Origin of the sequence: Streptomyces sp. NPDC001902 (genome assembly GCF_042891295.1) — a bacterium.
In the GTDB taxonomy this organism is placed as follows: domain Bacteria; phylum Actinomycetota; class Actinomycetes; order Streptomycetales; family Streptomycetaceae; genus Actinacidiphila.
In genome coordinates this window covers 46,508-58,285 of sequence record NZ_JBIATA010000022.1, presented here as the reverse complement: position 1 = coordinate 58,285, position 11,778 = coordinate 46,508, and the positions used below count along the sequence as shown (strand labels likewise).

11 protein-coding genes and 2 pseudogenes are annotated in these 11,778 nt (G+C 72.5%); 7 read left to right on the top strand and 6 right to left on the bottom strand.

Going from position 1 to position 11,778, the window contains the following annotated elements; all coding sequences use genetic code 11:
* Positions 1 to 262 precede the first annotated feature (262 nt).
* A complete protein-coding gene (locus ACFYYN_RS30135; RefSeq protein ID WP_500548250.1) occupies positions 263 to 1,171 on the bottom strand; it encodes a LysR family transcriptional regulator in 909 nt (302 codons plus the stop codon).
* Positions 1,172 to 1,247: 76 nt separating this feature from the next.
* Here ACFYYN_RS30135 and ACFYYN_RS30130 point away from each other — a divergent pair, with 76 nt between their 5' ends.
* The 5 genes and pseudogenes from ACFYYN_RS30130 (at position 1,248) to ACFYYN_RS30110 (ending at position 4,760) form a co-directional block, all read left to right on the top strand.
* The gene (locus ACFYYN_RS30130) at positions 1,248 to 1,388 is read left to right on the top strand and encodes a putative leader peptide (RefSeq protein WP_500327502.1); all 141 of its coding nucleotides are present in this window, start codon (positions 1,248 to 1,250) and stop codon (positions 1,386 to 1,388) included.
* A gap of 183 nt (positions 1,389 to 1,571) precedes the next feature.
* Positions 1,572 to 1,715 (top strand): annotated as a pseudogene (locus ACFYYN_RS30125) (dimethylsulfone monooxygenase SfnG); the annotation flags it as partial.
* A gap of 107 nt (positions 1,716 to 1,822) precedes the next feature.
* The gene (gene ssuE, locus ACFYYN_RS30120; protein WP_500548249.1) at positions 1,823 to 2,380 is read left to right on the top strand and encodes an NADPH-dependent FMN reductase; all 558 of its coding nucleotides are present in this window, start codon (positions 1,823 to 1,825) and stop codon (positions 2,378 to 2,380) included.
* A pseudogene (locus ACFYYN_RS30115) lies at positions 2,377 to 3,573 on the top strand (SfnB family sulfur acquisition oxidoreductase). Before ssuE ends, ACFYYN_RS30115 begins: the two are co-directional and overlap by 4 nt.
* A gap of 26 nt (positions 3,574 to 3,599) precedes the next feature.
* On the top strand, positions 3,600 to 4,760 hold the full coding sequence (locus tag ACFYYN_RS30110; RefSeq protein ID WP_500548248.1) for an LLM class flavin-dependent oxidoreductase: 1,161 nt from the start codon (positions 3,600 to 3,602) through the stop codon (positions 4,758 to 4,760).
* A 102-nt stretch (positions 4,761 to 4,862) separates the two neighbouring features.
* On the opposite strand, the gene ACFYYN_RS30105 is transcribed toward ACFYYN_RS30110, so the two are convergent.
* Positions 4,863 to 5,498, bottom strand: coding sequence for a hypothetical protein (locus ACFYYN_RS30105; RefSeq protein WP_500438989.1), 636 nt, complete (start codon positions 5,496 to 5,498; stop codon positions 4,863 to 4,865).
* A 527-nt stretch (positions 5,499 to 6,025) separates the two neighbouring features.
* Between ACFYYN_RS30105 and ACFYYN_RS30100 the strand changes: the two genes are divergently transcribed.
* The gene (locus ACFYYN_RS30100; RefSeq protein ID WP_500548247.1) at positions 6,026 to 7,759 is read left to right on the top strand and encodes a sensor histidine kinase; all 1,734 of its coding nucleotides are present in this window, start codon (positions 6,026 to 6,028) and stop codon (positions 7,757 to 7,759) included.
* Here the strand turns inward: ACFYYN_RS30100 and ACFYYN_RS30095 are convergent.
* The 3 genes from ACFYYN_RS30095 to ACFYYN_RS30085 all read right to left on the bottom strand — a co-directional run bounded on the left by ACFYYN_RS30095 (position 7,671) and on the right by ACFYYN_RS30085 (position 10,314).
* Positions 7,671 to 8,726, bottom strand: coding sequence for an Acg family FMN-binding oxidoreductase (locus ACFYYN_RS30095; protein ID WP_500548246.1), 1,056 nt, complete (start codon positions 8,724 to 8,726; stop codon positions 7,671 to 7,673). The two genes, ACFYYN_RS30100 and ACFYYN_RS30095, sit on opposite strands and share 89 nt — an antisense overlap.
* A 102-nt stretch (positions 8,727 to 8,828) precedes the next feature.
* The gene (locus ACFYYN_RS30090) at positions 8,829 to 9,533 is read right to left on the bottom strand and encodes a response regulator (RefSeq protein WP_500548245.1); all 705 of its coding nucleotides are present in this window, start codon (positions 9,531 to 9,533) and stop codon (positions 8,829 to 8,831) included.
* Between the two features lie 112 nt (positions 9,534 to 9,645).
* Positions 9,646 to 10,314, bottom strand: coding sequence for a helix-turn-helix domain-containing protein (locus ACFYYN_RS30085; protein ID WP_500327487.1), 669 nt, complete (start codon positions 10,312 to 10,314; stop codon positions 9,646 to 9,648).
* Between the two features lie 221 nt (positions 10,315 to 10,535).
* Here ACFYYN_RS30085 and ACFYYN_RS30080 point away from each other — a divergent pair, with 221 nt between their 5' ends.
* Complete coding sequence (locus ACFYYN_RS30080) at positions 10,536 to 11,108, top strand: Rv1733c family protein (protein WP_500548244.1); 573 nt, start codon at positions 10,536 to 10,538, stop codon at positions 11,106 to 11,108.
* A 34-nt stretch (positions 11,109 to 11,142) separates the two neighbouring features.
* Here ACFYYN_RS30080 and ACFYYN_RS30075 read toward each other — a convergent pair whose 3' ends face one another.
* Complete coding sequence (locus tag ACFYYN_RS30075; RefSeq protein ID WP_500327483.1) at positions 11,143 to 11,775, bottom strand: CBS domain-containing protein; 633 nt, start codon at positions 11,773 to 11,775, stop codon at positions 11,143 to 11,145.
* Positions 11,776 to 11,778: the final 3 nt, after the last annotated feature.

The following is an 11,778-nucleotide window of genomic DNA, read 5'->3' as shown; positions in this document are numbered from 1 at the left end:
CGGGAGCACGGGAACCCGCGGCCGTTGGGCCACGTGGGAACGGCCGGCGGAACGGGCCGGCAGGGCTCAGAGCTGCGGGGAAGGACAGACCGCGGAGGAGGTCCGGCAGTAGTCGACATGCCGCCGGGTGATCAGGCGCGCGTCGCCGGCACTCCGCGGTGCCGCGCCGGATGCACGCATCGAGGGCCTCCACCCGTCCGGTCGATGTCGGTTCAACGTACGTCGTCGGGCCCCGGGACTGTCAAGGCCGCCCCGGGAGACGTCACGAGGAGGCACCGCACGCCCGGGCGTTGCGCACGAACATCCCGTGGAGATCGCGGACGGCGCGCGGGACGGAGCCGGAGTGGCGGCGCTGCAGCACCAGCAGCACCTCCGTCGCGTCCCCCGCGAGAGGGCGCGTCGTGATCGCGCCGCTGCGCTCCAGGGGGTCGCCGACGACGCTGAAGTCCGGCAGCACGGCGGCGCCCAGACCCTCGGCGACCATCAGCTTTCCCATCTCCGCACCGTCGGTGGAGTACGAGAAGGACGGCGTCCGCCCGCCGAGCAGACGGTGCACGAAACGGTGCATGACGTACCCGGACCGCATCACGACCAGGGGCTCGCCCAGGAGGCTCTCGGTGTCGACCGTGTCCAGGGCCGCCAGCGGACTGTCGGGACGGATGCACACCACGGGACGGCCGCGCAGGAGCTCGGTGGACTCGATGCCAGGTGGCATGTCATCGCCCCGCAGGTAGTTCACCAGCCCCAGGTCGAAGCCACCCTCCAGCAGCCCGCGGTGGATGTCCGCCTGCTGCGCGCCGACCACCTCGACCTGGGTGACCGGGTGCGAGGCCCGGAACTCGCGCACGGTCGGGATGAGCAACGGGACGGTGGCGCTGTTGACCGTGCCGAGCCGCACCATGCGGCTGACGCGGTGCTGCTCCCCGGCCGCGCCACGGAGCCGGTCGACCGCGTCCAGCACGCTCAGGATGTGGGGCAGCAGTTCCCTGCCCTCGTCGCTGATCTTCGCCCCCGACCGCTTGCGTTCCAGCAGGTCCACCCCGAGCTCGCGCTCGAGGTTCCGTACGGTCTCGCTGAGCGCCGGCTGGGACAGGTGCAGTTCCTCGGCGGCACGCCGCAGCGAGCCGGACCGTGTGACGGCGGCGATGTACTCGAGCTGTTCGATGCGCACGGCAGGAGAGTGCCGCCGGCAGCGAGCCGGGTTCAAGGGAATCCCTGTCACAAGCTCGTGAATACCGTCTCTCAGCATGTGGAATCGCGTCCGGGCGTTCTTGACCGGCCGGACTTCCTGCTGTTCCATCGAAGACATGAAGCGACAGGACCTCACGCGGCGACGCCACGTCGACCTCGAGCGTGTCTCCAGCTCCTTCTGTCGCCGCCGGGCCTGAACGCGCCCGAGGGAAACCCTCGCACGCACGTCGATCTCCCCGTGAATTCCTTCTGCGGCCGCCTTCTGCCGTGACCGCCGCCTGCCCGGGAACCTCCGTCCCGCGCGCCTGAATTCCGGTCGACGAACCTCCTCCCCGCCCTCGCGCGCGCCGATCCGTGCGCATCTTCGCCAGGAGACCCCCATGCCCGCACCACCCGCGACCGACCCCGTCCGTTTCGCCTACCGGGTGCCGAACGTCAGCGGCGGACTGGTCACGAGCAGCATCGAACAGCGCTGGGACTACGACGACAACCGCGAACTGGCCGTGCGCGCCGAGGACAACGGGCCGTTGCCCCTCGTCCGCGAGATGGAGGCCGCCCGGCCCGCCGGCGACGCCCCCGCCCTCACCCGCACCGCTCACTGACCCCGCCCCGACACCTGGAAGGTCCCGGTATGGCCACCGTCCTGTCCGTCTCCGGAAGCCCCTCCGCAACGTCCCGTACCGCGCGGCTGCTGCGCCACCTGGACGACCGGCTCACCGCCCAGGGGCACGAAGTGATCCCGCTGGACGTCCGCACACTCCCGCCCGAGGCCCTGCTGCACGCCGACTTCGGCCATCCGGCGATCGTCGAGGCCGTGGCCCTCTTCGCCCGGGCGGACGGCGTCGTGATCGGCACCCCCGTCTACAAGGCCGCCTACTCCGGGCTGCTGAAGTCGCTGCTCGACCTGCTCCCGCAGTACGCGCTCGCGGGCAAGACCGTCCTCCCGCTGGCGACCGGCGGCACCACCGCCCACGTCCTGGCCATCGACTACGCCCTGCGCCCCGTACTGAGCTCCATGAACCCGGCGCACATCACGCCGGGCTGGTTCACCCTCGACAAGGACATCACCGTGGGCGACGACGGCACGCTGACCGTGGCCCCCGCATCGGCCGAGGCACTGCGTCAGGTCACGGACCAGTTCTCACGTGCGCTCGGCGGCCACCCCGCCTTCCTGGCGGCCACCGGATGAGCGCCGCGACCACCATCGCCGACGACGCCGAGGCGCTCGCCGTCGCCGCCGCACTCGCCGCCGACTTCCGCAAGGGCGCCGCCGAGCGGGACGCACGGCGCAGGCTCCCGCGCCCGGAGCTGGAACGGTTGTCCGCCTCCGGTCTCCTCGCGGTGACCGTGCCCGCCGAGTTCGGCGGCGCGGACGTCAGCACCGCGACGCTCGCCGGCATCTTCCATCTGCTGGCCGCCGCCGATCTCAGTCTCGCCCAGATCCCGCAGAGCCACTTCGTGTACGTCAACGTGCTGCGCCGGCAGGGCACCCGCGAGCAGAAGGAGTTCTTCTTCCGTGAGGTGCTGCGGGGGTAGCGGTTCGGCAACGCCCAGTCCGAAGCGGGCACCCGGCACGTGCAGGACATCCGGACCCGGCTCACCCGGCTGCCGGACGGCACGTACGCGCTCGACGGCGTCAAGCACTACTCCACCGGCGCCCTGTTCGCCGACTGGATCCCGGTCCTCGCCCGCGCCGACGACGGGAACCTCCACGTGGCGTACGTGCCGCGTGACGCGCCCGGCCTCACCGTCGTGGACGACTGGGACGGCATGGGGCAGCGCACGACCGCCAGCGGCACCGTACGCCTGGAGTCGGTGCCCGTTCCCGCCGAACGGGTCGTGCCCCACCACCTCACCTTCCGGGGCCCGCAACTGCACGGCGCCGTGGCCCAGCTGCTGCACGCCGCCATCGACGCGGGGATCGCCGCCGGCGCGCTGGCGGAGGCCGTGGAGTTCGTCCGCACCAAGAGCCGCCCCTGGTTCGAGAGCGTCGAGGAAGGGCACGAGACCGCCGCCGAGGACCCCCTGCTCATCCAGCGGTTCGGGGAACTGGCCATCCGGGTGCGGGCCGCCGACGCGCTCCTGGCCGCCGCGGCGAAAGCCGTGGACGCGGCGCGTGCCGACCTGACCGAGACCTCGGCCGCCGAGGCCTCGATCGCGGTGGCCGCGGCCAAGGTGACGGCGGCCGAAACCGCGGTGGAGGTAGCCAGCGCCCTCTTCGAGGTCTCCGGCACCCGGTCGGCACTCGACTCCCTGGGCCTGCACCGTCACTGGCGCGACGCCCGCACCCACACCCTGCACGACCCGTCCCGCTGGAAGGTCCAGCACATCGGCCGGTACGTGCTCAACGGCACCAGTCCGCCCCGCCACGGCCTGCTGTGACGGACCACCCCGATCGGAGAGCCCACGTGTCCCTCACCTTCCACTGGTTCCTGCCCACCAACGGCGACAGCCGCCACGTCGTCGGAGGCGGCCACGGCACCCCGGCCACGCGGTCCGGCCGCGACCGGCCGCCGACGGTCGCCTACCTGAGCCAGATCGCCCGCGCCGCGGAGGACCTCGGCTTCGCCGGCGCGCTCACCCCCACGGGCGCGTGGTGCGAGGACGCATGGCTGACCACCGCCATGGTCAGCCAGCACACGGAACGGCTGAAGTTCCTGGTGGCCTTCCGGCCCGGCTTCGTCTCGCCGACGCTCGCCGCGCAGATGGCGTCCACCTTCCAGCGCCAGACCGGCGGACGGCTGCTCCTCAACGTCGTCACGGGGGGAGAGGGCCATGAGCAGCGGGCGTACGGCGACTTCCTGGACAAGGACGCGCGGTACCGCCGCACCGGCGAGTTCCTGGAGGTCGTGAAGGGACTGTGGGAGGGCAAGTCCGTCGACCTTCGCGGTGAGCACCTCCAGGTCGAGGACGCGAAGCTCGCCCGGGTGCCCGACCCGGTTCCCGAGGTGTACTTCGGGGGTTCCTCACCGGTGGCCGGCGAGGTCGCCGCCCGGCACGCGGACGTCTACCTCACCTGGGGCGAGCCGCCCGCGCAGGTCGCGGAGAAGATCGCCTGGATCAGGGGCCTGGCGGCCGGACAGGGACGCACCCTGCGCTTCGGCATCCGGTTGCACGTCATCACGCGCGACACCTCCGAGCAGGCCTGGGCCGAGGCCGACCGGCTCCTGGACGGATTCGACCCGCAGACCGTCGCGGCCGTCCAGGCCGGACTGTCCCGCAGCGAGTCCGAGGGCCAGCGGCGCATGCTCGATCTGCACCGCGGCGGCAGCCGCGACCGCCTGGTGGTCCACCCCAACCTGTGGGCGGGCATCGGCCTGGTCCGCGGTGGCGCGGGTACCGCGCTGGTCGGTAGTCACGACGAGGTCGCCGAGCGGATCAAGGAGTACCACGCCCTCGGCATCGAGGAGTTCATCCTCTCCGGCTATCCGCACCTGGAGGAGGCGTACTGGTTCGGAGAGGGGGTCCTGCCGAGACTCCAGGCACAGCGCCTGTGGCGGCACCCCTTGGGCAGTCAGGCGGCCGACTCGGCGCAGATCCCCTTCGCGGGCGCGGGAGGAACACCGTGATCCGCACCTGAGCGCCGGGCTCCTTCTCGCACGCCGTCAGGGCCCGGGGAGCCGAGCTCCCCGGGCCGGTGCTGGGCGTCGCGCCGGGCGTCGCGCCGGGCGTCAGCGCAGCCAGGCGTGGTCGCGGACGACGGGCAGCCGGGCCCAGACGCGGCCCAGGCCCCAGGTGGTGCCCGCGGAGGCGGCGGCAAGGGCGATCAGCACGACCGCGTACACGAGGTGGTAGTCGGCGAAGGGGTTGGTCGACATGCTGGGCGACCCGTCGGCCAGGTGCCGGGCCGGAGGCCACTCGGCGACCCACATCAGGGCCATCATCGCGGTGCCGGCCACGGCGGAGATCCGCAGCGCCACACCGCTCATGACCGCGACGCCGACGCCCAGCAGGCCCAGCATGAACAGCCAGTCCGCCCAGGCGGCGCCGGCCCAGGCGTGGAAGGTGGACTGCAAGGGACCCGCGGCGACGCCGCTGAGGAACCCCTTGGTCGGCGAGCCGCCGTCGATCCAGCCCTTGCCGGAGCCGGTGGCGTAGCCGAGACCGAAGGTCTTGTCGAGGAAGGCCCACAGGAAGACGAACCCGGTCAGGACGCGCAGTCCGGCGAGAACGTACACGCGGGCGGACGTGGCGGACGTTGCGGACGTGGCAGCAGCCTCGCCGGACGGGGCGGTGCCTGTGCCGGTCCTGCGCCGTGCGGGGAGGCGGAACCCGGTGTGCCGCTGGGGGTGTCCTTGGATGGCCATGGTGCTGATCCCTTCCGATCCGGGCGGAGCGTGAACCTGGTGGATTTCGTTGCGTGTTCACTGTCCTGCGTGGCGGAGGTGCGACGCCGTGGGCCGAAGGCCCGTGGGCATGGGGCCGAACGTCCCTTCTGCAGCGACCAGTTGGTGCACCGGACCGTGTGCGCTGAACGGTTCGCGGACATGGGCAGTCAGCGCCGGGTCCGGCGCGCGAATGCCGCGCAGCGGGAAACGATGCCGAGCGCCTCAGTTGGCCGCCCCCGGATCATGGAGGCGCAGCACGCCCACGCGCTTGACGTGCCGGGCCCCGCGGCGAGGCGGCCGAGCCGTCGACGGCGGCCGGCTCGTCGGTCGAGGACCGAGTGGGCGCGACAGGTCCCCTGCGGGAGCCGGGGCCGTGGGCGACGCCCCCCGGCCACCGTGCCGGTCGCAACGGCGGAACGCCGGTGGAGGGACGTTCGAAGTCGCCCCGATCCGGCTATCTTGAAGCTGGTCACCTGCCTGCTGTGCCGGATGGAGGATCCGTGGGGATGGACGGCAGCGAGGGCGCCGAGCGCCTGCCCCGGCTGAGGCTCGACGAGCTGCTGGACGAACTGCAGACACGCATCGACGCGGTCCGGGGGACGCGGGACCGCGTGCACAGCCTGCTGGAGGCGGTGCTGTCGGTCGGGCGGGAGCTGGACCTGCCGCAGGTGCTGCGGCGGATCGTGGAGGCGGCAGTGGTGCTGGTGGACGCCGAGTACGGGGCGCTGGGCGTGATCGGCGACGACGCGAAGCTCGCGCAGTTCCTGACCGTCGGGGTCTCGGACGAGCAGATCGAGGCGATCGGCCCCCTGCCGTCCGGCCACGGCATCCTCGGCGAACTGATCCGGCACCCCGAACCGCTGCGCCTGCGCGAGCTCTCCCACCATCCGGCCTCGTACGGATTCCCGGTCGACCACCCGCCGATGCACTCGTTCCTCGGGGTGCCGATCCGCGTCCGTGACGAAGTGTTCGGCAACCTGTACCTGACGGAGAAGCGCGGCGCCAAGGAGTTCGACGACGAGGACGAGACCGTGTTGTCCACCCTCGCCGTCGCCGCGGGCGTCGCCGTCGACAACGCACGTCTCTACCAGGAAGCCCGGTCGAAGCAGCGGTGGCTGGAGGCGAACGCGGAGGTCACCGCCAGTCTCCTGTCGGGGGTGGACGAGTCCCGCATCCTGGAGCTGATCGTGGAGCGCGCACGCAGCATCACCGGCGCGGATCTCGGGGTGGTCGCCCTGCCGGTCGACGGCACGACGGACGTGGAGGTGGCGATCGCCACCGGCACCGACGCGGACCTCCACCGTGGACTCACCCTCCCCCGGCAGGGGTCGTTCGCGGGCGCCGCCATGGAGGCCACCGAACCGATCACCAGCCCGGACGTGGAGCACGATCCGCGCATCACGGCCGGCCCGCCCCGGTTCGCCGGGCTCGGCCCTGCGGTGGCCGTCCCGATGAGCGCCCCGCAGGGGGTGCGCGGCGCGCTGTTGCTGGCCCGCGCAGAAGGGCAGCCGGTGTTCACCGAGACCGAGACGGAGCTGCTGCTGGCGTTCGCCGGATCGGCCGCCCTCGCCATGGAACTCGCCGAGCGACGCCGTGCCGCAGAGCAGATGGCACAGCTCGAGGACCGCGACCGTATCGCCCGGGACCTGCACGACCTGGCCATCCAGCGGTTGTTCGCCACCGGCATGACCCTGCAGAGCGCGGCGCGTTTCGTCGACCATCCCCAGGCGAGCGAGCGCCTGCTGCGCGCAGTGGACGACCTGGACGAAACCATCAAGATCATCCGCTCGACGATCTTCGGCCTCCGTGTCCACGAAACGACCCCGACCCGGCACGGTCTGCGGGTGCGCACCGCGAAGGGGGTCGAGGAGGCCGTGCCCGCGCTCGGGTTCACCCCGTCACTGCGGATGGAGGGCCTCATCGACACCGATGTTCCGGCCCCGGTGGCCGACGAGGTCGTCGCGGTGCTGGGTGAGGCACTGTCGAATATGGCACGGCACGCACACGCCGGTTCGGCTGAGGTCGCCCTGGTGGTCGGCTCCGGCATCCTGGCACTTGCCGTGACCGACGACGGGGTGGGACTGCCCGAAGGCGGCCGCCGCAGCGGTCTGACGAATCTCGCCAGGCGGGCCGAGAAGCTCGGTGGGTCGTTCACCGTCCGGACGAGGCCGTCCGGGGGGACGCACCTGGAGTGGAAGGTGCCGCTCGGCCCGGAGCCGGCGCGTGATGTCCCTCCATGACCTCCACGACCTCCGTCGCCGACATGCGCGGGCTTGCCGGGCCCTGCGGGCCGTACCCGAGCCGGACGAGCATCTGGACGTGTCCCGGCCCGCTTTCCGCGCTGCGCAGCGCCCAACGCAGGTCGGGCCACTCCAGTGCCTGGTGCAGCAGCGACGCCCGCACCCGGTGCGCGGTGGCCACCAGAAGGACGTGCTCCAACGCCTGGCCGGCCCGCAGCCAGTCCGCACGCCGGTCGTGGGCGGTCGACAGCACCGCGATCAGCGGCTGCTGCTCGAATACCGCGGCCGGCAGCTGATTCTGCGGACCCAGCGCGGAGAAGTCCCGCATCGGCAGCCGCCCTGCGGCGTCCCGCGGGCCCAGGGCCAGCGGCGTCAGGCCGTCCCGAGCACCTTCGCGGATCCAGCCCCGGCTCTCGGTACGGCGCGCGGGGTCGGTCACACCCCGCTGCTCCGCCTCCGAGGTCAGCCGCAGTATCCGCTGGGTCTCGCCGACGTCCGGCACGTACAGTTTCGCCCCCTCCGAGTGGGCGGCGTCCGCCAGTTCGGCGAGGACCGGCCCCGGGGGCCGGTGCGCCGAGAAGGGAGCGTGGCTGCTGTGCCGGCGCCACAACGCCTGGTACAGGTCCGCACGGTGCTCCCCACCGCTGCGGGACGGTCCGGCCAGCCGTACCGAAGCCAGCAGGTCCGGCTGCGCCGGGACCGGCAGCAGCCGGACGACGGGCTCCCAGCCGAAGTGGGCCACCGCGACCCGCAGGTTGAACACCGCCGCTCCGACGGACACGTGCAGCGCCCGGCCCAGCGGGTCGGCCTCACGCAGCCCGCGCTCACCCGCGGCACGGACCAGGACCGTGGCGGTGTCCGGCTCCAGGCGGAAACGCCACGGCTGGCTGTTGTGGAAGGACGGCGCGGCGACGGCGGCGGAAATGAGCTTCTCCAACGTCGCGCCGTCGAGGGTCGTCGGCATCATGGTGGTCTCCTCCCGGCCCGGAACCTGGCTCCAGGTTCCGCCCCGCCGTGCTCGCGGGGGAGGGGCCGCTCGTCCCTGAGGCAGGAGCCACGCGGCACCATCTCAGCGTCGTGACTCGGCGTCCCCGCCGCCCCCGGTCTGGTGCTGGGTGGCGAGCACGGCGGCCTGGATGCGGCGTTCCACGCCGAGCTTGGCCAGCATCCGGGAGATGTGGTTCTTGACCGTCTTCTCCGACAGGAACAGCCGCTTGCCGATCTGCCGGTTCGTCAGGCCCTCTCCGATGAGTTCCAGGATCTCCCGCTCGCGCGGAGTGAGCGTGGCGAGGGTCTCGTCCTGCGGACTCGCCGGTTCTTCCTGGTGGCGCAGGCTGCTCATCAACCGGGCGGTGGTCGCCGGGTCGAGCATCGACTGGCCCGAGGCCACGGTCCTGACGGCGGAGATCAGGTCGGAGCCCTTGATCTGCTTCAGCACGTAGCCGGCGGCGCCCGCCATGATCGCGTCCAGCAGGGCGTCGTCGTCGTCGAAGGACGTCAGCATCAGACAGGCCAGTTCCGGCATGCGCGAGCGCAGCTCCCGGCAGACACCGATGCCGTCGCCGTCCGGGAGACGCACGTCGAGGATCGCCACGTCCGGCCGCAGGGCCGGTCCCCGCGCCAGTGCGTGGCCGACCGTGCCGGCCTCCCCGACGACCTCGATGTCGGGTTCGGCGTCGAGGAGGTCGTGCACGCCCCGCCGTACCACCTCGTGGTCGTCGACCAGGAACACCCTGATCGGCGCCCGCGGTGAGAACTCCTCTGCACCGGTCATGCCGGCCCCCTGCCGTGTGTCGCTGCCCTGACTTCCCGTGTCCCGGTGATCCTCACCCACCAGGGCCGGGCGCGCCAGGGCCGAACGGACCCATCGGAACGGGGCGGGCCCGTCAGGGGACGTCGATGCGCCTGCCGGTGATCGCGGCCGCGTCGATCCGCACCCACTCGCTGCGGTCGTCGTCGCCCGGCCACGGGCCGCTGTACGCCCGCCGGGCGAGGTGCCGCACGGCCTCCGGGTCCTCGACGCGCCTGGCCGGGCCCCGTACCAGGACGCTCCAGCCCTGGCTGAGCGCCTCGTCCACGTGGTCCACCTCGAAGACGACCTCCGTTCCGGTGACCTCGGCCGGCCCGGAACCGGGGGCGGTCCTGAAGACGACGGAACCGTCGACCACGCTGTAGTTCACGGGCAGGATGGCCTCGCGGCCGGGAGCGGTCACTGCGATCCGGCCCACGCCGTGGCCGTCCAGGCGCGACCAGCATTCCTCGGGGGAGAGCTCCACCAGGCGTGCGTGCGATGAGGCGCGCCCGAGGCGGCCGGGCGGAAGGTCGGCCTCCCCTCCGTTGAGCGCCACGACCGTGGTGTCCAGGGCGGCCGCGAGCGTTCCCAGCGTTCCCGGACCGGGAGCGGCTGTGGACTGCTCCTCGATGAACCGCAGGTAACTGGTGGCCATGCCGGCCCGGGCCGCGACTTCCTCACGGGTCAGACCCAACTCGTCGCGCCGCTTCGCCACACGGCGCCCCATGTCACCAGGGGCGGCCGGATACGGATTCGGTGCCATGCTGCTCACGTCCTTGGTCCCGAGGATCTGAGAGACCGCGCACTGCCGCGTGCGGGTCGGACCCTTACGATCGTCCCCCACCGGCGGCTCCTGAGACAGGGCCGAACGGACCCGGCAGCCGGTGAGAACGGCCTGCCCGGCCCACCCGGGCGGCCTCTTCGGCCCCTGCTCCTCAACCCCGCCTCCGTGCGACCGTCGCCGCAGGGAAAGGGGGCGTGGCCATGAGCGGTCGGGTGATGTTCTGGCGGTGGCGGCGCAATTCGATGCGACGCGGAACGGATGTCGCGGAGGCGTGGACGGGAGTGGTGGCGGCGGTCCTGATGGCCGTCGGTGGTCCCGCCGCGGGGGTCGCCTCCGCGGTCGCCGTGGAGCACGACGCGCTGCACCAAGGTGACGGCATGCGCCAGGTGACGGCGATCCTCACCGAGGACGCGGCGGACGCGGTGGAGAACTCCTACACGGGGTCCTCCGGTACGGTGCGGGCCACCGTGCGGTGGACCGCCCCGGACGGCGTCGCGCACGTCGGCAGCGCTCGCGTGGAGGCGAACAGCCGGACAGGGTCCACCACACCCGTCTGGGTGGACCGGCACGACGAGATCAGGGAACCACCGCTCACACCGGTGCAGGCACAGGTGCAGGGCCAGGTGTTCGGTGTCTTCGCCGCCACCGGCGCGTGCGGGCTGGTCCTGGCAGGACGCTGGGCCGTCCGGCTGCGGATCGACCGTCATCGGGCGGCGGCGTGGGAGCGGGAGTGGGCCGAAGTGGAACCCTCGTGGGGCCACCGGCGGGCATGATCACCCCCAACGCCCGGGGTGCTTCCGGTGTGCTTCAGTCCCACACGGCGTCGACGACGCCCTCCACGGCTCGGGCGAACCGTGACGCCACAGGGACCAGCGACGGGTCTCCCGGCGCGCCGGAGAAGTGGACGACGCCCTCCTCGACGCGTGCCCGTACCGGTGAGGGCTCGCCGGGGAAGAGGTACCCGGCGATCTCGCGGTTGACCTCCTCGGCGATCTCCTCGTCCGGACGCAGGAAGACCTTCAGCAGGTCGCCGCGGCTGACGATGCCGCACAGCATGCCCTCGGCGTCGATGACCGGCAGCCGCTTGACGTTCCGGAACGCCATGGCGCGCGCCGCCTGGGCCAGCGTGGCGTCGGCGTGCACGCACACGGCGGGGGCGCTCATCAGCTCGTCGGCGGTGGTGGCGCCGGCCTTGCACAGATCCGGCAGGCGCCGCATCTGCTCGTTGCGGGAGGGAGCGCTGTCGCGGTACTCCTCCTTGGGCAGCAGGTCGGCCTCGGACACCAGGCCGACTACCCGCCCCTCGCCCTCCAGCACGGGGAGTGCACTGACCTTCCACCGCTCCATGGTCGTGACGATCTCCTTGAACGAGGCGTCCCGGCCGACGGCGACGACGGAACGGGTCATCACGTCGCTGACGATGTGCGGGCTGCCGTGCATCGG